Below are 18,728 nucleotides of genomic sequence, written 5' to 3'. Positions count from 1 at the left end.
AACGCGCTGCAACGCTGTCCGGGAGGGGCCTCCGAGGCGTCTGCTGTGCCCATGACCCAGATCGACGAACGACCCGTCACCTCCGCCTCGGCGTGGCCGGTCGAGACCTCCGCGACGGACCGGGCCCAGGCCTGGTTCACCTCCTTCGAGGCAGCCCTCGCCGCCCGCGACATCCCCGGTGCGGCCGGCCACTTCGCCACGACCAGCTTCTGGCGCGACCTGGTCTCCTTCACCTGGAACCTGAAGACGGTCGAGGGTCGCGACGGCGTCGCCGACCTGCTCGGCGCGACCCTCGACGGCACCGCGCCGCGCGGGTTCGAGCTGACCGAGCCGGCCACCGAGGACGACGGCGTCGTCAGCGCCTGGTTCCGCTTCGAGACCGCGACCGGCCGCGGCAACGGCCTGCTCCGGCTGGTCCCCGAGGACGGCGAGGACCGGGCCTGGACCCTCCTCACCGCGCTCCAGGAGCTGACCGGCCACGAGGAGCCGCGCGGCACACGCCGCCCGATGGGCGCCCAGCACGGCATCGACAAGGACCGCCAGACCTGGCTCGAGCGCCGCGAGGCGGAGGAGGCCTCGCTCGGGCGGACCGAGCAGCCCTACGTGCTCGTGGTGGGCGGCGGCCAGGGCGGCATCGCCCTCGGCGCGCGGCTGCGCCAGCTCGGCGTACCGGCGCTGGTGATCGACAAGCACCCGCGGCCCGGCGACCAGTGGCGCAGCCGCTACAAGTCGCTGTGCCTGCACGACCCGGTCTGGTACGACCACCTCCCCTACCTGAAGTTCCCCGACAACTGGCCGGTCTTCGCGCCCAAGGACAAGGTGGGCGACTGGCTGGAGTCCTACGTGAGGACGATGGAGGTGCCCTACTGGTCGAGCACGGTCGCCACCTCGGCGTCGTACGACGAGGCCGCGGGCACCTGGACCGTGGAGGTGATGCGCGACGGGGAGACCCTGACCCTGCACCCGTCCCAGCTGGTGATGGCGACCGGCATGTCCGGCAAGCCGAACGTGCCGGACTTCCCGGGCCAGGACGTGTTCCGTGGCGAGCAGCAGCACTCCTCGCAACACCCCGGGCCGGACGCGTACGCCGGGAAGCGGGTCGTGGTGATCGGCTCGAACAACTCCGCCTTCGACATCTGCGGGGCGCTGTTCGAGCACGGCGCCGACGTGACGATGGTGCAGCGCTCCTCGACGCACATCGTCAAGAGCGCGACGCTGATGGACATCGGGCTCGGCGACCTCTACTCCGAGCGGGCCGTCGCCGCCGGCGTGACCACCGAGAAGGCGGACCTGATCTTCGCCTCGCTCCCCTACCGGATCATGCACGAGTTCCAGATCCCGCTCTACGACCGGATGCGCGAGCGCGACCGGGACTTCTACGACCGGATGGAGGCCGCCGGCTTCGACCTGGACTGGGGCGACGACGGGTCCGGGCTGTTCATGAAGTACCTGCGGCGCGGCTCCGGCTACTACATCGACGTGGGCGCGGCCGAGCTGGTGGCGAGCGGCGACGTGAAGCTCGCGCACGGCGAGGTCTCCCACCTCACCGAGTCGTCCGTGGTGCTGGCCGACGGCACCGAGCTGCCCGCCGACCTCGTCGTCTACGCCACCGGCTACGGCTCGATGAACGGCTGGGCCGCCGATCTCATCTCCCCGGAGGTCGCGGACAAGGTCGGCAAGTGCTGGGGCCTGGGCTCGGACACGACGAAGGACCCCGGCCCGTGGGAGGGCGAGCAGCGCAACATGTGGAAGCCGACCCAGCAGGAGGCGCTGTGGTTCCACGGCGGCAACCTGCACCAGTCGCGCCACTACTCGCTCTACCTCGCGCTGCAGCTCAAGGCCCGCTACGAGGGCATCCCGACGCCGGTCTACGCGCTGCAGGAGGTGCACCACACCAGCTGAGCAGCGGGCCCTGTCGGTGGTCGAGTAGCGCGCGCGAGGAACGAGCGAGCGCGTATCGAGACCATCGGCAGGGCCGCGGTGCTACCGGCCCATCGCCTCCGCCATGCCCCGGGTGGCGAGCTGGTCGGCGAGCTCGTTGTCGGCGACGCCCGCGTGACCCTTCACCCAGAACCACTCGACCTCGTGCCGCGCGCACGCCGCCTCCAGGCGACGCCAGAGGTCCTCGTTCTTGACCGGCTGCTTGGCCGAGGTCTTCCAGCCGTTGCGCTTCCAGCCGGCCACCCACTGGGTGATCCCGTTGCGCACGTACGTCGAGTCGGTGTGGATCTGCACCACGCACGGCCGGGTCAGCAGCTCGAGCGCCTCGATGGGCGCGGTGAGCTCCATCCGGTTGTTCGTGGTCGGCTCCGGGGATCCGCCGTACAGCTCCTTGACGTGCTCCCCGAAGCGCAGCACCGCTCCCCATCCGCCCGGGCCCGGGTTCGGCGTACAGCCGCCGTCGGTGTGGATGACGACCGGCGCGCTCATGCGCGCTCCGAGAGGAAGGCGACCGCGGTGCTGATGTCGAAGGCCCTGCCGCGCAGGGTGGTGATCCGGCGACCGGGCTGGACGGCGTCCTTGACCCGCCCGACGCCCTCGCCGAGCAGGGCAGCCGTGGCGTCGATGTCCGCGACGGTGAAGGTGATCCCCCAGATCGAGGCGGCGCCCTCGCCATGGGAGGCGGGGTCGCCGACGACCTCGAGGATGACCTCGCCGAGCCGGTAGAAGACCTGCTGCACGGCGCTCCCGCCGAGCTCCGCGTCCCGACGCCGGCGCGGCTCCAGGCCGATCCCGGCGAGTGCGGTGACGGTCCGGTCGAGGTCGGGGGTCATCAGCACGAGATGGTCGATGCCGGTCACGCCGTTGGTCGAGGAGGAGCGAGCGCCGGCGAGCGGCGTATCGAGACCAACGGTCGGTACGCCGTCGACCTCACCGACCTCGACACCGCTCAGCCCCCAGCCCACGACGCCCCGTCCGGCCTCGCGACCCACGAACCGCAGCAGCACCGATCCGACCCGGCAGACGTCGCCGTCGACGGCGAATCCCGCATCCCGCCAGGCCTGCGGCGCATCGGCGATCCGCAGGTCGACGACCCGCACCTCCGGACCGCTCATGCGGTCGCGATCGCGACCAGGCGCCGCATGGACGCCTCGAGGTCGCCCTTGATCGTGCGGGCGGCGACCGCGCCCATCGGCCCCTTGAGCATCGGGTGCTTGAAGTGGGCGAGCATGGCGACCGACGTACCGCCGTCGACGTCGGTGAGGTCGAAGGTCAGCGTGACGGCGGTGCCGCCCACGCCCTCCCCCACCAGCGCGACGTGGCGCGGCGGCGCGAAGTCCTCGATGACCCAGGCGATCCGGTTGCGGATCCCCTTGGCCTTGATGACGCTCTCGATCCGCTGGCCGGCGGCGAGCTCGTCGGGCACCTCGCCGCGCCAGCCGTCGTGCAGGCTCAGCCAGTCGTCGAAGCGGCTCAGGTCGGACACGGCGGCCCACGCCTCCTCCACCGAGGCGGGCACGACTCCGGTCACTCGCAGCTCGGCCATGGCGGCACCCTAGTTGCCGGCCGTCGCCCGCAGGAACATCGGTCGTTCCCCCGATGTGCCGACCGGGTGCCGCGACGACGCTGGCGCCATGGGACGAACCCTCCTCCTCGCCTACGCCGTGGTCGCGTACGCCGGCTTCCTGGCCGCCATCGCCTGGTCGGTCGCCTTCCTGGCCGACGTGCACCTGCTCACCACCGTCGACGGCCGGCCCCAGCTCGGTCCGGCGCCGGCGGCGGCGGCCGACCTGGCGCTGCTCGGCGCCTTCGCGGTCCACCACTCGGCGATGGCCCGCCCGGCGGCCAAGCGGCTGCTGACCCGGTACGTGCCGCGGCCGGCCGAGCGGTCGACGTACGTGCTGGGCGCCGACGTCCTCCTGCTGCTCACCCTGGCTCTCTGGCAGCCGGTGGGCGGTGACGTCTGGCGCCTGGACGACCCGTGGCGCGCGCCGGTCTGGGTGATGTACGCCCTCGGCTGGGTCGTCGCGATCGCCTCGACGTCCATGATCGACCACTTCGAGCTGGTCGGGCTGCGGCAGGCCGCGGGGCGCGACCGCCCCCCGCAGTTCCGGGCTCGCTGGCTCTACGTCGTGGTCCGGCATCCGCTCATGCTCGGCCTGCTCGTCGCGTTCTGGGCCACGCCCACGATGACCTGGGGCCACCTGCTGTTCGCGGCCGCGGCGAGCGGCTACATCGCGGTCGGCATCCAACTCGAGGAGCGCGACCTGCGCCGCGAGCTCCCGGCCTACGAGGAGTACGCGGCGCGGGTCCGCGGCGTCGTACCGATCAGGCGCCGGCGGCCCAGACCGCGCGCGCCCCGGCGTCGCCCGTCATAGCGACGAGGACCAGGGCGGCGAGGCCGCAGATCGGGAGCAGCACCATCAGCGCGGTACGGACGCGCCCGGGCCGGTGATGGAACCACCACGCCGCGGCCGCCACCGCGGCGAGCACCCAGGTCGAGGCCTGGAGCTTGCCGGCGAGGTCCTCGTGGTGGTGGATCGCCTGCGCGAGGGCCGGGTTGACCTCCATCGCGGTGCGCATCGAGGCCGAGCTCTCGAGCGATCCGCCGGTGAACCCGGCCAGCCACACGAGCACGGCGGCCAGCGCGCCCACGACCAGCAGCGGCCAGCGCAGGTGGTGGCGCCACCGCGGCACCAGGTACGCGAGCGCGAGGAGGCCGGCGATCGGGGCGAACACGACGGCGCCATGGACGACGAGCGGGTGCAGCGGGAGACCGTTGATGGTCATCTGGATCATCTCTCCGGGATCGGGCTGGGACGGGTCAGGACGAGTGGGTGGTGGCGGCGGGACGAGCGGCACGCCGGGGGTGCGGTACGGCGCGCACGGGCGACGTCGCGTGCCGCGTGCGATGCGCGGCCTGCGCGGCGTGCGCGCCCCGCGGCCGCGAGGCGGTCGAGCCGTGCGGTCGGCTCGCCGCCGTCGGCGGACCGAGCCGGGCGGCGGCGACGGTGAGTCCGCCGCCCACAGCGATGCCGCCCGTCACCACGACGGCCAGGTAGCGCCGTGCGCGCGCCACGAGGCGCGTGCGTCCAGCGGTTCCGGTGCTTCCCTCCATGCGCCCCACGATGTCAGAGCGGGCCCTATGCCTTCCTCAGCGAACCGCTAAGAGGACGTCAAGCCGACCGGGAACGTGATAGAACACGTTCTACTTCCCAACCCGTCAGGTGGAGCCCGTGCCGATCACCCACGAACCGCTCTCCCAGGTCTCCTGGGTCACCGACGACCTCGACGCGACCGAGCGCCTGCTGACCGGCCGGTTCGGCGTCGGCGCATGGACGCGCATCCCGGGGGTGCGGTTCGGGCCGGACAGCTGCACCTTCCGCGGCCGGCCGTGCGACGCGATCGCAGACGTCTCGATGGCCTACAGCGGCGACCTCCAGCTCGAACTGATCCGGCCGGTGTCCGGCGACAGCGTGTGGTCGGAGTTCCTGGCGCGGTCCGGCCCCGGGCTGCACCACGTCTGCTTCCGCGTCCCGGACCTGCAGCAGGCCCTCGACGCGGCCGCCGCCGAGGGCATCGAGGTGCTGATGTCGGGGACCATGGCCGGACCGATGGAGTTCGCCTACCTGGACTGCTCCGCGTTCGGGGCGCCCTACGTCGAGCTGGCGCGGATCTCGCCGGAGATGGACGAGCTGTTCGCCGCGATCAAGGCGGCCGGATGACCCGCGTCCTCGTCACCGGCGCCGGCGAGCGCTCGCTCGGCGAGGCGACCGCCCGTCTGCTGGTCGAGCAGGGCGCGGAGGTGGTCGTCACGACCAGGTCCGGTGCCTCGGCCGCCGCGGCGCGGATCGGGCACGGTGTCGTCGGGCACGACCTCGACCTCTCCTCGCGGGCGTCGGTCCAGGCCTTCGCGCAGTGGTACGCCGAGGAGCGCTCCACCCTCGACGTGCTGGTCAACAACGCCGGGATCCACCTCGACCTGCGATCGCGCTGGAAGGAGCCGCAGCTGGTCGACGGTCACGAGATCCACTGGCGGGTCAACTACCTGGGCACCTGGCACCTCACCGCGCTGCTCCTGCCGCTCCTCGAGGCCTCCCCCGATCCCCGGGTGGTGAACGTGGTGTCCAAGCTGCACCGGCGCGGGAGCAACGCGGCGCTGTTCGGCGGCGTACGACCGTATGAGTCGTGGGCCGCCTACGGCACCTCCAAGCTCGGGCTCCTCCACCACGCGACCGAGCTCGGGAGGCGACACCCCCGGATCACGGCGTACGCCGTCCACCCCGGGGAGGTCTACACCCGCATCGCCGACCGCGGCCTGGAGACGAGCCCGGTGCTGGGTGCGCTGCGCAGGCTGGCCGCACCGCTCGAGCGGCGCGCGCTGATGACTCCCGAGCAGGGCGCCCGGACCACCGTGCTGTGCGCGACCGCGCCGGATCTGGCGCCCGGCTACTACCGCGACGGCGGGCCGGCCGACCCCTCGCCGGATGCGGGCGACGCCACCACGGCGGCGCGGCTGTGGGACGCCACGGCCACCTGGCTCGCGGAGGGTCGCCATACTCAGGGCCCATGAGCCTGCTCCGCGAGCGCCGTGACGACGGCGTCGAGATCCTCCGCATCGACCGGCCCACCAAGCGCAACGCGCTCGACACCGCGACGATCCGTCTGCTCAACACCGCTCTGGCGGAGCTGGCCGACGACGCCGACGTGCGCGCGGTCGTGCTGTCCACCACCTCCACCACCGCGTTCTGCGCCGGGGCCGACGTGGGCGAGGAGCTCGACGCGGCCGGCGGGGTGACGCGGATGGAGGCGTTCGCCGAGCTCTACCTGCGCGTCGAGCAGGTGCCGGTGCCGACCATCGCGGTGTGCGTGGGCGACTGCGTGGGCGCCGGCGCCGAGATCGTGGCCGGCTGCGACCTGCGGGTCGCCGGCGACAACCTCAAGCTGGCCTGGGCGGGTGCCCGGCTCGGCGTCCCGGTCGGCCCGGCCCGGCTGACCACGCTGATCGGCCTGTCCCGCGCCAAGGAGCTGATCTACACCGGCCGCGCGATCGGTGCCGACGAGGCCACCACCCTCGGCCTCGCGCACCGCAGCGTCCCCGCCGACCTGGCCGAGGAGACCGCGCTGGAGCTGGCCGGCGCGATCACGCGGCAGTCGCCCGCCGGCGTACGGACCCTCAAGGCGATGTTCCGCGATCTCGAGCAGCTCCCCGAGCGCATCGAGCACGAGAACGCCCTGCTCGTGGACTTCCAGCGCAACGGCGCCGGGCTGCCGCAGGCGCGCTGACCGACCTCGCCCACGCGTGGGACGATCGCGGCGCGAACGTCGACGTCGAGGTCTCCACCGTCATCGAGCGCCCGGTCGCCGTCGTCGCGACCTACGCGGCGGATCCGGTGCATGCGCCCGAGTGGTACGTCAACATCCGCAGCGTCGAGCTGCACACCCCCGGCCCGGTCGAGCTCGGCTCCCGGATGGACTTCGTCGCGCACTTCCTGGGCCGCCGCATCGCCTACACCTACGAGGTCGTCGAGCTCGTGCCCGGCGAGCGGATGGTGATGGAGACAGCCGACGGCCCGTTCCCGATGCGCACCACCTACACCTGGTCGCCGGCCGGCGACGGCACCCGGATGACCCTGCGCAACACCGGCGCACCCAGCGGCTTCGGGTCGCTCGCGGCACCGCTGATGAGCCGCGCCATGCGGTCCGCAACGACCAAGGACCTGCGCCGGCTCAAGGAGCTCCTCGAGTCACGCTGAGGCCCGATGTCGAGAACGGGCGGGCGTCTCCGTCCCAGGGGCACGAGGGCCGGACGGGCCCGACACCCGAGGAGACGACCATGGCACCCCGCGAGATCACCGAGATCCTGAACCGCCCGCTGAGCCAGGAGCTGCTGGCGCGCGACATCGTGCGCATGGCGTACGTCGCCGCCGACGGCACGCCGCGCAACATCCCCATCGCCTTCACCTGGAACGGCTCCGAGATCGTCGTCTGCACGATCCCGAACGCGCCCAAGCTGCCGGCCCTGCGGCGCAACCCGCAGGTCGCGCTGACCATCGACACCGAGGTGCACCCGCCGCAGATCCTGCTGCTGCGCGGCACCGCCGAGCTCGACGAGGTCGACGGCATCCCCGAGGAGTTCCTGCAGATGAACGGCACCTACGAGATGAGCGAGGAGCAGCGCGTGGCCTGGGAGGCCGAGGTCCGCTCGCTGTACGCCGGCGGCATGGTCCGCGTCGTCATCACCCCCACCTGGGCCAAGCTCATCGACTTCGAGACCACGCTGCCGAGCGCGGTCGAGGAGCTGGTCCGCGAGCGGGCGGAGCGCGTCAGCGCGTCGGAGACGGGTAGGTGAGCGTCATGAACGACGCCATCACCGACGACCAGATCCAGGCACTCGCGGCGACCGCCCGGCCCTTCAGCCTCGTCCAGCTGCGCTGGGCACCGGGCCGTGACCACCCCGGCGCGGACGCGATCGAGCTCGAGCACCAGCGTCGCATGGTCGGTCTGCGGGCCGCCGGCGCCATCGCCGTCCTCTGCCCGGTGCTCTCCGAAACTCTCGCCGGCGTGGCGATCATGACGCTCCCGCCCGACGACGCCGAGCGCACGATGTCGGCCGACCCGTGCGTCCGCGCCGGCATGATGACCGTCGAGGTCCTCCCCTGTCTCGGCTTCCCCGGCGACGGCCTGCCGGAGTGAGTCCGGCAGGCACGTCGCGCGGGTGCCCGGTCAGGAGCCGAACCAGGTGAGTGCCTTGTTCATCAGGGCCGCCCGATCCCCTGCGTTCCCGTACGCCTCGAACGGGAACGCCAGGAACACGACCTTGTAGGACCCGTCGGCAACGCTGAGCGCGTCCGGCTCGGCCGCGTCGTCGGTGAACGCGGCGGTCGCCGGGGCGATCGGCGTGACCTCGTCCTCGAACGCGGCGTTCAGGACGCTGTGGTCCAGCGGCACCGTGCCGATCCCGTCGGTCACCGGGTTGCCGGCGACGCCGTTGACGTTCACGGTGGCCCGGTCGTTCTGCGCCTCGGTGCCGTTCCAGTCCACGTGCAGGTAGTCGTGGACGAACGCGGTCGTGCCCGCCGCCTGGTCGAGCAGGTCCTGCCCGGACAGGAACAGCCGGCCACCACCGTCGAGGAACGACGACAGCTCGCTCTCGTACGGCGTGATCGGGCCCGGGTAGGCATTGCCGGTGAACCACACCACGGTCCTGTGGGCGTTGATGTACGACGACGGGATGTCCGGGTCGCTCTTCAGGTCCCAGGAGCCGTACGTGACGCCGTTCGCGTCCAGCGCGGCCTGGTAGTACTGGCCCGAGGTCCCCGGGGTCGGCGTGTCGCCCGCGACGAGCAGCACGTCGCTCGCCACCGCGATCGAGGTCAGCGTCGCCGACCCGGTCACCGACGGGGCCGCCGTCGAGTGGGCGTCGAACGTCGTGTCGGCCCGCGCGTCGTCGGCCGCGCCCGCGGGCACGTCCACCTTCACGCAGACGTCGACCGAGTCACCGGCCGCGACGCTCGGCGTCGTCGTCATCGGGGTCGTGCAGCTGGCGTCGTACGTCGCCGCCGGCCAGCCACCACCCGACGCCGACACCGCGTAGGTGTCGGTCTGGTAGCCGGCGTTCGTCAGGTGCTCCACGAACGACGCGGACTGGCCGACCTTCGCGCCCTCCAGACCGGAGGTCGGTGCGACCTTCAGGGCGTGCGCGGCCGCGATCAGCGTCGTGTGCGGGCTGCCCGTCGCCGCGGGTCCGGCGGACGTCTTCACCACGATGCCGTCGGAGGTGATCGCGGTGACCGAGCCGGACAGGTTCGCGTCGATGCGCGCGCGGTAGGTCAGCGTGATGCTGCCGCCCGCCGGGACGGTCTTGCCGTCCCAGTGCACGGTGCTTCCGCCCAGGTAGCCGCCGTCACCGGCCGACACGAAGGAGGTGTGCGTGGGCACCGGCGCGGTGACCGAGACCCCGCTGGCGGCGCCGTTGCCGATGTTGCGCAGCGTGATCGTGTAGTCGATCGTGCTGCCCGGTCCGACCGGCCTGCCCGAGTCCGCCTCGGAGACGACCAGCGCCGGCCGCTGCGTGGTGTTCGTCAGCGTGTAGGCGCCGCGTCCGTGCGTGCCCGCGACGAGCACGCCGTTGGTGGCGTCATAGTCCATCTGCCACACGGCCACCTTCGGCAGCGCCGTGCCGAGGGAGTACCACTTGCCGCCGCCGTTGGTGGTCAGGAAGGCGCCGACGTCGGTGCCGACGTACAGCGTCTTGGAGTCGGACGGGTCGAGGACGACCGTGTTGACCGGCACGTCCGGGAGCCCGGTGCCGATGTTGGCCCAGTGCGTTCCGCCGTCGGTGGTGGCGAAGAGGTGCCCGCTGTTGCCGGGCGTGGCCGCACCGAAGCCGCCGTACGCCGCATAGGCGATCCGCCAGTTGGAGCGGTCGACGGCGATCTGGTCGACCGGCCGGTTCGGCAGGACCGTCTGACCCACCCGGTGCCAGCTGGGGTCGGACGAGGTGGCCGCGTTCGGGCTGACCTGGATCCAGCCCTCGTCGGTGCCGGCGTACACGCCGTCGCCGCCGTCGGCCATGCCGAGCGCTGAGATGAGGCAGCCGCGTGCCCCGTTCGGCGCGGAGCCGAGGCACCCGCTGGTGAGGTCGCCGCTGATGGCGTCCCAGTGCACGTCACCGGCGCCGGGCGCCTCCGCGTTGTCGGTGCGGTAGACCCGGTAGGTGCCGAGGAACATCTGGTTCACGTTGCCGCGGTTCTGGATCCACGGCAGGTAGAACTCCGCACGGTCGCTGAGGTCGATGCCCCCGTCGATCGCCTCGTTGCCGAAGAAGGTGTTCGTCTCCGAGGGGTCGTAGCGGTAGATCGACGTACCGGTGTAGGTGCCGAAGACGTACGCCGGGACGCTCGGGTTGATCGGGTTCGGCGTCGACTGGTCGACGATCACCTGGCCGCCGTCACCGCTGGCCTGGTCGAACCAGCGCTGGTTGGCCAGCGACTTGCGCAGGGTGCCGTTGTCCTGGGTGCCGCCCCAGTACTGGCCGGGCACCAGGGGCGCCGTCGCGATCGAGCTGAACTGCGTGATCGCCAGACCCGTCGAGTGGATCAGCGCGCCCGTGGTGGGGTTGACCTGTCCGTTGAGGTCCTGCCAGTCGGCCGCGGACAACGGGTCGGTCGCGCCGTTGCGACCGCCGCCGGTGTGCGAGTCCCACACTCCGCCGTCGTTGCCGATCGCGACGTGCGAGGTGTCGTTGGGCTGGAAGGCGAAGGCGTGGAAGTCGGGGTGGAGGTCGTAGCCGAGGCTCTTCCAGGTCGCGCCGCCGTCGGTCGACCGGAAGACGCCGTTGGACTGCGGGCTGAAGTTGTAGCCGTAGGAGCCCAGGACGTAGACGACGTCGGGGTTCGTCGGGTCGGGCTTGACCACGTTGTCGTAGAAGCACTGCGTGCCGCAGTAGTCGAGGATCGAGTTGCGGCCGCTGCCGACCGGCGTCGCGGCCCAGCTCGCGCCGCCGTCGGTCGACTTGTAGACGCGCCCCTTGTGGTAGGTGTCGGCGCTGTCGAAGTAGTCGAAGCCGGTGTAGAGCGTCGCGGCCGCGCTCGCGGAGGGGTGCGAGATGCCGAGCGAGAAGCGGGTGCCGCCCTCGAGGAAGTTGCCGTCCGGCAGGCCGTTCATCGCGGTGGCCCAGGTCTTGCCGCCGTCGGTCGACTTGTAGATGCCGTCGCCCCAGAAGGAGGCGAACAGGACGTTCTTGTCCTGCGGGTCGATCACGAGATCGGTCGCTCCGTGCAGCTGGTCCGTCGTCCCCTTGCGCAGGGTCCAGGTCGTGCCGCCGTCGGTCGACTCGTAGATGCCGTAGGGCTGGGCCGCGGGGCTGGTCGTGCGGTGGTTGCCGCCGCGGCCGCGCAGGGTGGCGGCGTACACGTGCTGCGGGTTCGTCGGGTCGACGGCGATGGCCGACACTGCCTGGCCCGTGAACAGCGTGGAGACGTGCTGCCAGGAGATGCCGCCGTCGGTCGACCGGTAGAAGCCGTCGCCGTAGTAGCTGTCACCGGACAGCGCGCCCTCGCCCGAGCCCATGTAGACGACGCTGTCGTTGCTGGGCGCGATGGCCAGGGCACCGACCGACTGGGTGTCGGCGTTGCTGGTCCGCGAGGTCCAGGTGCCGCTGCCGGCGTCGTAGGTCCAGATCCCGCCCTGTGCGGCGCCGAGGATGATCGTGCCGTCGTTGCGGATGGCCAGCGCCCCGACCCGGCCGGCGACCGCCTCGAAGGTGTTCGAGGTGCGCGCGACCTGCACGATCGGCGCCGGGCCCTGGCCCGACCACGCACCACCGCGGGCCGCGCCGGCAGGGGCGGAGTGCGGCGTCGCGGCGGCGGCCTTCACGGCCTTGGTCCGCAGCTGGGCCGCCTGGGTGAGCGAGATCGGGCTGTCACCGGCGAGCAGCCGGCTCCAGTAGTAGGCGTCGCGCAGCTTGTCGAAGGACGCCTCGTCGTCCCCGGTCTCGTGCTCGCCCTTGGGCGTCAGCAGGACGGGTGTGTCGTCACCCGACGGAGCGCTGTGCGCCGGAGGCGCCACCGCTGCCAGGAAGGCGGCCATCACCGAGACGACGGTGGCCGGGACGATACGACGAAGGCGTGACGCAACGAGCATGGGAGTACCTCTGCGCGACCGAAGGTGGCCCGGGTGACCACCACACCGCACTCTGGACCTCCGAGGATTGATTGGCAAGGGTGGCGGCGGAAGGCCGATCTCCTGTCTAGGCCGATCTGGCCGGATGACTTCCGTCCGGGCGTCAGCGCCAGTGCGCCGTGGCGACCCGCAGCGCCTCGACGACGCGGAGCACACCGGGCGCCGCCGTCGCGCGGGTGACCGCGAAGGTGGTGTTGAGCGGCGGGTCGTCGGTGGCGACCAGCTCCACCAGCGTTCCGGCGTCGAGCATCTCCTGCACCAGGTAGCGCGGCAGCACGCTCACCCCGGCCCCGGCCGCGACCGCCGCGCGGACCGCCCGCAGGTCGGCCACGGTCACCGCGGGCGCGACGTCGAGACGGCGCTCGAAGACGTGGCGCCAGTAGCGCCGCAGGATCGGCACGTCCAGCGCGTACGCGATGAGGGGTACGCCGCTCAGCTCGTCGGGGCCGGCCACCGGGCGCAGTGCCGACCCGGCCGGACCGACGAGCACGAACTCCTCGTCGGCCAGCGGGACCGCCCTCAGCGAGCGACCCTTCGGCCGGCGTGTCGAGACGACCACGTCCAGCCGGCCCGCGCGGAGGTCGGCCAGCAGGTCGTCGGTCAGGCCGGACACGACGCGCAGGTGGAGCCCGGCCGCCACCTCGCCGGCCAGCGCCGGGAGGGCGACCTCGGCGAGGAACTCCGCCGGGCCGCCGACCCGGACCGGAGGGGTGTCGTCGTCGCCGACCGCGACCGCCGAGGCGGCCGCCAGCGCGTCGAAGGGGCCGGCGAAGTGCGCGGCGAGCTCGTCCGCGCGGGGCGTGGGCAGCACCCCGCGGGCGTGCCGCTCGAACAGCGCCTCCCCGAGACGGCGCTCGAGGGTCTGCAGCTGGGCCGTCACCGACGGCTGGGCGAGGCCGAGCGAGCGGGCCGCGGCCGAGATCGAGCCCTGGCGGTGGATGGCCAGGAAGGTCCGCCACAGGTGGAGGTCGCCCAACCCATCAGCAGAACTATCGCTCACATCGGCAATCTATCGGAGTGGATGACGAGAGAGGCGGGTTGGCACCGACGTACCCCCTGCACAGGACCCACCGATTCCCACCCGATCCAAGGAGACCGACATGGCCAAGATCCTCTTCGTCGTCACCGGCGCCAGCACCTGGACGCTCGCCAACGGCACCGCGCACCCGACCGGCTTCTGGGCCGAGGAGCTGCTCGAGCCCTACCGCGCGCTGACCGCCGCGGGCCACACCGTCGACATCGCGACCCCGGGCGGCGTCGTACCGACCGTCGACCGGGCGAGCCTCACCCCCGAGTACACCGGCGGCGCGGACGTGACCGCCGAGCTCGACGCCATCGACGCCCTGCGGCACCCGATCGCCCTCACCGACGTCGACCTCGAGGCGTACGCCGCCGTGTACTACCCCGGCGGCCACGGCCCGATGGAGGACCTCGTCGACGACCGCGACTCCGGCGCGCTGCTGGTCGCCGCCCTCGACTCCGGCCGCCCCCTGGCGGTCGTGTGCCACGGCAGCGTCGCGCTCCTCGCGGCCGACCGCACGGACGGCACCTGGGCCTTCGCGGGCAAGCGGATCACCGGCTTCACCGACGAGGAGGAGCGCCAGGGCGGCCTGGCCGCGAACGCGCCCTTCCTGGCCGAGTCGCGGCTCCGCGAGGCCGGCGCCGTGGTCGAGGTCGGCGCCCCGTGGAGCGACCACGTGGTCGTCGACGGCAACCTGATCACCGGCCAGAACCCGCAGTCCAGCGCGTCGGTGGGCAAGCTGCTCGTGGACGCCCTGGCCTGAGCCACTGACAGCGGCGTCGCCCGTCAGCCGACGGGCGGCGCCGGCTCAGCGGCGCGATACTGGGCGACATGGACCGGCCGGCACTCCTCGAGCTCCTTCGCGCCCAGTCCCACGCACTGGTCGATCGCGGAATGGATGTCCGCGAGTACACCGTGCTCGAACCGGCCGGCTCCGGCGCGGTCCGCTCTGTCGAGGACGCGCTCGGATTCGACCTGCCCGAGAGCCTGACGGCCGCGTTCACCCGGCTGAGCGCCGGCGTCGAATGGTCCTGGTTCGCGCCCTCGTCCCTGCGGTTCCCAGACCCCTTCCGACAGAACTTCTGCGGGCAGGTCGCCTGGTCGCTGTCCGCGCTGCCGGACCTGCAGGAGCTGTGCCTCGGCTGGAAGACCGAGGTCTTCAGCGATCCCGACGACCCCTACGACCGTGTGTGGCACGACAAGCTCGCACTGAGCGAGGTCGGGAACGGCGACTTCCTCGCCGTCGATCTCGAGCCGGCGACCGAGGGCGCCATCGTCTACCTCAGTCACGACGACGGGGAGGGGCACGGCCACCGGCTCGCCTCCGACCTGATGGATCTCGTCGATCGCTGGGCGCCCCTGGCGTTCACCGGTCAGGAGGACTGGCAGTGGCTGCCGTTCGCCGCCGACGGCGGCCCGATCGATCCGACCTGTCCGGCGGCCGAGCAGTGGCGAGCCCTCCTCGGCCTGACCGGGCCTCGCGGCTAGACGTTGAAGCGGAACTCCACCACGTCACCGTCGGCCATGACGTAGTCCTTGCCCTCCATGCGCACCTTGCCCAGCTCTCGCGCCTTGTTCACGGAGCCCGCGGCCATCAGGTCGTCGAAGGAGACCACCTCGGCCTTGATGAAGCCCTTCTGGAAGTCGGTGTGGATGACACCGGCCGCCTCGGGAGCGGTCGCGCCCTTCTTGATCTCCCAGGCGCGGACCTCCTTGGGCCCGGCGGTGAGGTAGGTCTGCAGGCCGAGGGTGTCGAACCCGACGCGCGCGAGGACCTCCAGGCCGGGCTCGGTGATCCCGGCCTCGGCGAGGAACTCCGCAGCCTCCTCGTCGTCGAGCTCGATCAGCTCGGACTCGAACTTCGCGTCGAGGAAGATCGCCTCTGCCGGCGCGACGATCTCGCGCATCCGGTCCTTGAGCGACTCGTCGGACAGCTCGTCGCTGTCACAGTTGAAGACGTAGATGAACGGCTTGGCCGTGAGCAGCGTCAGCTCGGCGACGTGCTCGCGCTCGATGTCGGCCGCGATGATCGGCGTACCGGCCTCGAGGGCCTCCTTGGCCGCCTTGACCGCGGCGAGCTTGGGCGCGGCCTCCTTCTTGACCCGCGCCTCCTTCTCCAGCCGCGGGAGGGCCTTCTCGACGGTCTCCAGGTCGGCCAGGATCAGCTCGGTCTGGATGGTCGAGATGTCGTTGGCGGGGTTGACCTCGCCATCGACGTGGGTGACGTCCTCATCGCGGAAGACGCGGGTGACCTGGCAGATCGCCGCAGCCTCGCGGATGTGCGCGAGGAACTTGTTGCCCAGGCCCTCACCCTGCGAGGCGCCGCGGACGATGCCGGCGATGTCGACGAACTCGACCGTGGCCGGCAACAGCCGCTGCGAGCCGTAGATCGTGGCGAGCTGGGCCAGCCGCGGGTCGGGCACGCCCACGACGCCGACGTTCGGCTCGATCGTGGCGAACGGGTAGTTCGCAGCGAGCACGTTGTTCTTGGTCAGCGCGTTGAAGAGCGTCGACTTGCCCGCGTTGGGGAGACCGACGATGCCGATGGTGAGTGCCACGGGTCGCCATCCTAGGTGCGTACGACGCCCCCGGCCGATTCGTCACTCCACGCGCTTCTCCACGACGACGCGCCGCTCCCGGCCGTCCTCCTCGAGTCCGTCCGGGCCGTCGGACTCGGTGTGCTCCTCGTGGACGACGACCTCGCGCCGCCCGACCAGCGCGCGGGCCACGAAGGCGAGCCCGCCGAGCATCAGGATCGCGCCGAGGGCGCGGGTGTCCACCCAGGTGCCGTCGGAGCGGAGCGCGAAGGCGAACACCGCGCCGACGATGATGAGGACGATCCCGGCGGACATGCCGCGCAGGTACCCCCAGCACCGCCGGGCAAACGGTGACGGCTCAGGCGCCGAGGGCCTGCGGGTTCAGGACGTCCATCGAGCCGATGTGCGCCTGGGACTCCACCAGGCCCTCGTCGGACGGCTTCTCGCCCTTGGCGAAGACGCGCTCGTGCTGCCGGTCCCTCAGGTCGCGGTGCGCCTCGGCCGGGACGTCGAAGCCGAAGTGGGCCTGCGCCTCCCGGACCTCCCAGACCTTGTCCGAGACCGGCGGGATGCCGAGGATCGCCGGAGCGGCGACCGGGACGGCCTGCGGGGCGATGAAGTCCATGAAGAGCAGGCGCACGCTGAGGTTGCTGTTCAGGAAGGAGTGCATCGCCTTGACCGGCAGCCGGACGGCGGCGTCGGTCAGCCGCCCCTGGCGCAGGCCCGCCATGTCGCGCATGTGCTTCGGGTAGGTCGAGATGACGGCCTTCGTCAGCAGCACGATCGCCGGCTTGAGCGCCGCCTTCAGCCACGCCGGGGAGTCGACCGGCAGCGCCACGTCGATCGGCAGGATGAACTTGATCATGTCCTGCGCGCCCTCGGAGGCGGCCAGCCGCGGGCGCCACTCCTCGAAGTAGCGGTGCACGGCCTCCCGGCTGGTCGGGACGAGGTCGGGGTCGATCGTCTGGAGCTTGGCGACCTCCTTCATCTCCGCCCAGAACCGGTTCTCCTCGTCCTCGGTGAGCTTGCCGGGACCGAACATCTCGTAGCACTTGAGGATCGAGTGCCATGCGGTGACGTGGATCCACAGCTGCGAGCCGCCGTCGTTGGCGTCGTAGGTGCCGCCGGTGACGGGGTCGTGGCCGATCGCCTTGGAGTGCACCTTGACCAGTACGTCGGCGGCGCGGCAGGTCTGCTCGGCACCGCCGAAGAGCTGGAGGCCGAAGTAGCGCAGGGTGCGGCCGTAGCGGGTCGAGGGCCGGTACTTCACGCCACCGGACTGGATGACGGCCGCGGCGAGGTTCGGGTCGAAGTGCTCGATGGTCACCGCGCGCACGAAGCCGAGGACGTACGACGTCGGGTGGCCCCAGACCTTCCAGGAGACCGAGTCCGGACCGAGGAAGCCGTAGTCGGCCATCGGCTCGTACGTCGCCATCAGCTGCTTGCGGGTCTTCACGCCGAACATCGGGACCTCCTCGTCCACCTGCGACACGGTGTCGCAATTGCTACAGATGTGTAGGTTCGCACAAATTGACGCCCCTGTATATTGTCGATGGAGTGACGGAGCCCACAGGCAAACGGCGCTACGCGCCGCGCCAGCCGGTCGAGGTACGCCGCGAGCACCTGCTCGACGCCGCGCTGCGACTGCTGTCCCGGGACGGCTACGACAAGCTGACCATCGAGGCCATCGCCCGCGAGGCCGACGTGACCCGGCCGGTCGTCTACTCGGCGTACGACGGCCTCGGACCGCTGCTCGACGCCCTCCTGGACCGCACCCAGCGCCGCGCGCTCGCCTCGGTGATCCACCTGCTCCCCCAGGACCTCCCCGAGCACATCGACCTGTGGCTGGTCCGGATGCTGCGGGCCTTCCTGGACGTCGTACAGAAGGAGCCCGAGGTGTGGCGACCGGTCCTCGGCCTGACGCGCAACGCCCCGGACGTGGTCCGCGAGCGGATCGAGAGCACCAAGGACCTGATCCGCGGCTACATCGCCGACGCCGTCGAGACCGGTCTCGAGCGGCGCGGCGGACCGTTCCTCGACGCCGAGGTCGTGGCCCACATGGTGATGGCGGTGGGCGAGGACTTCGCGCGACTGGTGCTCGCCGATCCGGAGGCGTGTCCGCCCGAGCGGCTCATCGACACCTTCGAGGGCCTGCTCGCCGCCCGATTCCTGGTGGAGGGTGCTTCCCCCGACGCCTGACCTGGCGTAACTTCGGCCCCACCCACCCCGGAACCCCCGGAACAGAGAGTGTCAATGGCGACTCATTCGGTTCATTACTGGTTCAACCGCCGCAACCTGGGCCAGCTGCTCGTGCCGGTGACCTGGCAGGCGTTCGTCCTGATCGCGATCCAGGCGGTCATCGTGGTGGCCGGGGGCCTGCTGATCGTTGAGGCGGACTCCACCCTCGCCGTCCTCGGCTGGCTCGCCCTGTTCGGGTTCCTGCTGCTGTGCACGTTCGCGGTGGCGATCGCCCGCAGCCCGATGCCGCACTGGCTGCGCTTCGGCCACGACGACTGATACTTCTGGGCCGAGCGCGGCCTGTT

The 18,728-nt window shown here is 71.7% G+C and carries 22 protein-coding genes; 12 read left to right on the top strand and 10 right to left on the bottom strand.

Going from position 1 to position 18,728, the window contains the following annotated elements; translation table 11 throughout:
• The first annotated feature begins 51 nt into the window (after positions 1–51).
• Positions 52–1,902: an NAD(P)-binding domain-containing protein gene (locus tag ACYU8V_RS02320; protein WP_460844836.1), complete on the top strand. Its 1,851-nt coding sequence runs from the start codon at positions 52–54 to the stop codon at positions 1,900–1,902.
• Between the two features lie 81 nt (positions 1,903–1,983).
• Here ACYU8V_RS02320 and rnhA read toward each other — a convergent pair whose 3' ends face one another.
• From rnhA to ACYU8V_RS02305, 3 genes are read right to left on the bottom strand one after another with little or no spacing between them, the layout of a single operon-like run.
• Positions 1,984–2,430 carry a ribonuclease HI gene (rnhA, locus tag ACYU8V_RS02315; RefSeq protein ID WP_460844835.1) on the bottom strand — a complete coding sequence of 149 codons (447 nt, stop codon included), beginning with the start codon at positions 2,428–2,430 and terminating at the stop codon, positions 1,984–1,986.
• The gene (locus tag ACYU8V_RS02310; protein WP_460844833.1) at positions 2,427–3,056 is read right to left on the bottom strand and encodes a VOC family protein; all 630 of its coding nucleotides are present in this window, start codon (positions 3,054–3,056) and stop codon (positions 2,427–2,429) included. The genes rnhA and ACYU8V_RS02310 overlap by 4 nt, the downstream gene beginning before the upstream one ends.
• Positions 3,053–3,487 carry a type II toxin-antitoxin system Rv0910 family toxin gene (locus ACYU8V_RS02305; protein ID WP_460844831.1) on the bottom strand — a complete coding sequence of 145 codons (435 nt, stop codon included), beginning with the start codon at positions 3,485–3,487 and terminating at the stop codon, positions 3,053–3,055. The genes ACYU8V_RS02310 and ACYU8V_RS02305 overlap by 4 nt, the downstream gene beginning before the upstream one ends.
• Before the next feature lie 88 nt (positions 3,488–3,575).
• Here ACYU8V_RS02305 and ACYU8V_RS02300 point away from each other — a divergent pair, with 88 nt between their 5' ends.
• Positions 3,576–4,319 carry a methyltransferase family protein gene (locus ACYU8V_RS02300; protein WP_460844830.1) on the top strand — a complete coding sequence of 248 codons (744 nt, stop codon included), beginning with the start codon at positions 3,576–3,578 and terminating at the stop codon, positions 4,317–4,319.
• Here the strand turns inward: ACYU8V_RS02300 and ACYU8V_RS02295 are convergent.
• On the bottom strand, positions 4,270–4,731 hold the full coding sequence (locus ACYU8V_RS02295; protein ID WP_460844828.1) for a DUF2231 domain-containing protein: 462 nt from the start codon (positions 4,729–4,731) through the stop codon (positions 4,270–4,272). The two genes, ACYU8V_RS02300 and ACYU8V_RS02295, sit on opposite strands and share 50 nt — an antisense overlap.
• Positions 4,732–4,765: 34 nt before the next feature.
• On the bottom strand, positions 4,766–5,059 hold the full coding sequence (locus ACYU8V_RS02290; RefSeq protein WP_460844826.1) for a hypothetical protein: 294 nt from the start codon (positions 5,057–5,059) through the stop codon (positions 4,766–4,768).
• 118 nt (positions 5,060–5,177) lie between these two features.
• Between ACYU8V_RS02290 and ACYU8V_RS02285 the strand changes: the two genes are divergently transcribed.
• The 6 genes from ACYU8V_RS02285 to ACYU8V_RS02260 all read left to right on the top strand — a co-directional run bounded on the left by ACYU8V_RS02285 (position 5,178) and on the right by ACYU8V_RS02260 (position 8,637).
• Entirely contained in the window at positions 5,178–5,666 is a 489-nt protein-coding gene (locus ACYU8V_RS02285) for a VOC family protein (RefSeq protein WP_460844824.1), read from the top strand.
• Complete coding sequence (locus tag ACYU8V_RS02280; protein ID WP_460844823.1) at positions 5,663–6,514, top strand: SDR family NAD(P)-dependent oxidoreductase; 852 nt, start codon at positions 5,663–5,665, stop codon at positions 6,512–6,514. The genes ACYU8V_RS02285 and ACYU8V_RS02280 overlap by 4 nt, the downstream gene beginning before the upstream one ends.
• A complete protein-coding gene (locus tag ACYU8V_RS02275; protein WP_460844822.1) occupies positions 6,511–7,227 on the top strand; it encodes an enoyl-CoA hydratase/isomerase family protein in 717 nt (238 codons plus the stop codon). Before ACYU8V_RS02280 ends, ACYU8V_RS02275 begins: the two co-directional genes overlap by 4 nt.
• The gene (locus ACYU8V_RS02270) at positions 7,224–7,697 is read left to right on the top strand and encodes an SRPBCC family protein (RefSeq protein WP_460844865.1); all 474 of its coding nucleotides are present in this window, start codon (positions 7,224–7,226) and stop codon (positions 7,695–7,697) included. The genes ACYU8V_RS02275 and ACYU8V_RS02270 overlap by 4 nt, the downstream gene beginning before the upstream one ends.
• Positions 7,698–7,777: 80 nt before the next feature.
• Positions 7,778–8,293, top strand: a complete 516-nt coding sequence (locus ACYU8V_RS02265) for a pyridoxamine 5'-phosphate oxidase family protein (protein WP_460844821.1) — start codon at positions 7,778–7,780, stop codon at positions 8,291–8,293.
• A gap of 5 nt (positions 8,294–8,298) precedes the next feature.
• Positions 8,299–8,637, top strand: a complete 339-nt coding sequence (locus ACYU8V_RS02260) for a hypothetical protein (RefSeq protein ID WP_460844819.1) — start codon at positions 8,299–8,301, stop codon at positions 8,635–8,637.
• A 30-nt stretch (positions 8,638–8,667) separates the two neighbouring features.
• On the opposite strand, the gene ACYU8V_RS02255 is transcribed toward ACYU8V_RS02260, so the two are convergent.
• Both ACYU8V_RS02255 and ACYU8V_RS02250 read right to left on the bottom strand, forming a co-directional pair.
• Positions 8,668–12,588 (bottom strand): hypothetical protein, encoded by a 3,921-nt coding sequence (locus tag ACYU8V_RS02255; RefSeq protein ID WP_460844817.1) that lies wholly within the window; start codon positions 12,586–12,588, stop codon positions 8,668–8,670.
• A 142-nt stretch (positions 12,589–12,730) separates the two neighbouring features.
• Entirely contained in the window at positions 12,731–13,627 is an 897-nt protein-coding gene (locus ACYU8V_RS02250; protein ID WP_460844815.1) for a LysR family transcriptional regulator, read from the bottom strand.
• 100 nt (positions 13,628–13,727) lie between these two features.
• Here ACYU8V_RS02250 and ACYU8V_RS02245 point away from each other — a divergent pair, with 100 nt between their 5' ends.
• Together ACYU8V_RS02245 and ACYU8V_RS02240 are read left to right on the top strand one after the other, a co-directional pair.
• Entirely contained in the window at positions 13,728–14,411 is a 684-nt protein-coding gene (locus ACYU8V_RS02245) for a type 1 glutamine amidotransferase domain-containing protein (protein WP_460844813.1), read from the top strand.
• 68 nt (positions 14,412–14,479) lie between these two features.
• Positions 14,480–15,136, top strand: a complete 657-nt coding sequence (locus ACYU8V_RS02240; RefSeq protein ID WP_460844812.1) for an SMI1/KNR4 family protein — start codon at positions 14,480–14,482, stop codon at positions 15,134–15,136.
• Here the strand turns inward: ACYU8V_RS02240 and ychF are convergent.
• From ychF to ACYU8V_RS02225, 3 genes are read right to left on the bottom strand one after another with little or no spacing between them, the layout of a single operon-like run.
• A complete protein-coding gene (ychF, locus tag ACYU8V_RS02235; RefSeq protein ID WP_460844810.1) occupies positions 15,133–16,206 on the bottom strand; it encodes a redox-regulated ATPase YchF in 1,074 nt (357 codons plus the stop codon). The two genes, ACYU8V_RS02240 and ychF, sit on opposite strands and share 4 nt — an antisense overlap.
• A gap of 42 nt (positions 16,207–16,248) precedes the next feature.
• Entirely contained in the window at positions 16,249–16,500 is a 252-nt protein-coding gene (locus ACYU8V_RS02230) for a hypothetical protein (RefSeq protein WP_460844809.1), read from the bottom strand.
• Positions 16,501–16,543: 43 nt separating this feature from the next.
• Complete coding sequence (locus ACYU8V_RS02225; RefSeq protein ID WP_460844807.1) at positions 16,544–17,668, bottom strand: oxygenase MpaB family protein; 1,125 nt, start codon at positions 17,666–17,668, stop codon at positions 16,544–16,546.
• Between the two features lie 74 nt (positions 17,669–17,742).
• Here ACYU8V_RS02225 and ACYU8V_RS02220 point away from each other — a divergent pair, with 74 nt between their 5' ends.
• Positions 17,743–18,384 (top strand): TetR/AcrR family transcriptional regulator, encoded by a 642-nt coding sequence (locus ACYU8V_RS02220; protein WP_460844806.1) that lies wholly within the window; start codon positions 17,743–17,745, stop codon positions 18,382–18,384.
• 54 nt (positions 18,385–18,438) lie between these two features.
• A complete protein-coding gene (locus tag ACYU8V_RS02215; RefSeq protein ID WP_460844805.1) occupies positions 18,439–18,702 on the top strand; it encodes a hypothetical protein in 264 nt (87 codons plus the stop codon).
• Positions 18,703–18,728: the final 26 nt, after the last annotated feature.

It is taken from the genome of Nocardioides ultimimeridianus, from assembly GCF_054777895.1.
Note: the sequence above shows the minus strand (reverse complement) of the source record. Positions and strands in the feature narration are given on the sequence as shown.

What these genes read in the sequence shown, in the direction of transcription:
- ACYU8V_RS02230 (WP_460844809.1), bottom strand. Translation starts at nt 16,500, where the DNA reads ATGTCCGCCGGGATCGTCCTCATCATCGTCGGCGCGGTGTTCGCCTTC.
- ACYU8V_RS02320 (WP_460844836.1), top strand. Translation starts at nt 52, where the DNA reads ATGACCCAGATCGACGAACGACCCGTCACCTCCGCCTCGGCGTGGCCG.
- ACYU8V_RS02290 (WP_460844826.1), bottom strand. Translation starts at nt 5,059, where the DNA reads ATGGAGGGAAGCACCGGAACCGCTGGACGCACGCGCCTCGTGGCGCGC.
- ACYU8V_RS02305 (WP_460844831.1), bottom strand. Translation starts at nt 3,487, where the DNA reads ATGGCCGAGCTGCGAGTGACCGGAGTCGTGCCCGCCTCGGTGGAGGAG.
- ACYU8V_RS02255 (WP_460844817.1), bottom strand. Translation starts at nt 12,588, where the DNA reads ATGCTCGTTGCGTCACGCCTTCGTCGTATCGTCCCGGCCACCGTCGTC.
- ACYU8V_RS02280 (WP_460844823.1), top strand. Translation starts at nt 5,663, where the DNA reads ATGACCCGCGTCCTCGTCACCGGCGCCGGCGAGCGCTCGCTCGGCGAG.
- ACYU8V_RS02295 (WP_460844828.1), bottom strand. Translation starts at nt 4,731, where the DNA reads ATGACCATCAACGGTCTCCCGCTGCACCCGCTCGTCGTCCATGGCGCC.
- ACYU8V_RS02215 (WP_460844805.1), top strand. Translation starts at nt 18,439, where the DNA reads ATGGCGACTCATTCGGTTCATTACTGGTTCAACCGCCGCAACCTGGGC.
- ACYU8V_RS02245 (WP_460844813.1), top strand. Translation starts at nt 13,728, where the DNA reads ATGGCCAAGATCCTCTTCGTCGTCACCGGCGCCAGCACCTGGACGCTC.
- ACYU8V_RS02240 (WP_460844812.1), top strand. Translation starts at nt 14,480, where the DNA reads ATGGACCGGCCGGCACTCCTCGAGCTCCTTCGCGCCCAGTCCCACGCA.
- ACYU8V_RS02265 (WP_460844821.1), top strand. Translation starts at nt 7,778, where the DNA reads ATGGCACCCCGCGAGATCACCGAGATCCTGAACCGCCCGCTGAGCCAG.
- ACYU8V_RS02300 (WP_460844830.1), top strand. Translation starts at nt 3,576, where the DNA reads ATGGGACGAACCCTCCTCCTCGCCTACGCCGTGGTCGCGTACGCCGGC.
- ACYU8V_RS02275 (WP_460844822.1), top strand. Translation starts at nt 6,511, where the DNA reads ATGAGCCTGCTCCGCGAGCGCCGTGACGACGGCGTCGAGATCCTCCGC.
- rnhA (WP_460844835.1), bottom strand. Translation starts at nt 2,430, where the DNA reads ATGAGCGCGCCGGTCGTCATCCACACCGACGGCGGCTGTACGCCGAAC.
- ACYU8V_RS02260 (WP_460844819.1), top strand. Translation starts at nt 8,299, where the DNA reads ATGAACGACGCCATCACCGACGACCAGATCCAGGCACTCGCGGCGACC.
- ACYU8V_RS02310 (WP_460844833.1), bottom strand. Translation starts at nt 3,056, where the DNA reads ATGAGCGGTCCGGAGGTGCGGGTCGTCGACCTGCGGATCGCCGATGCG.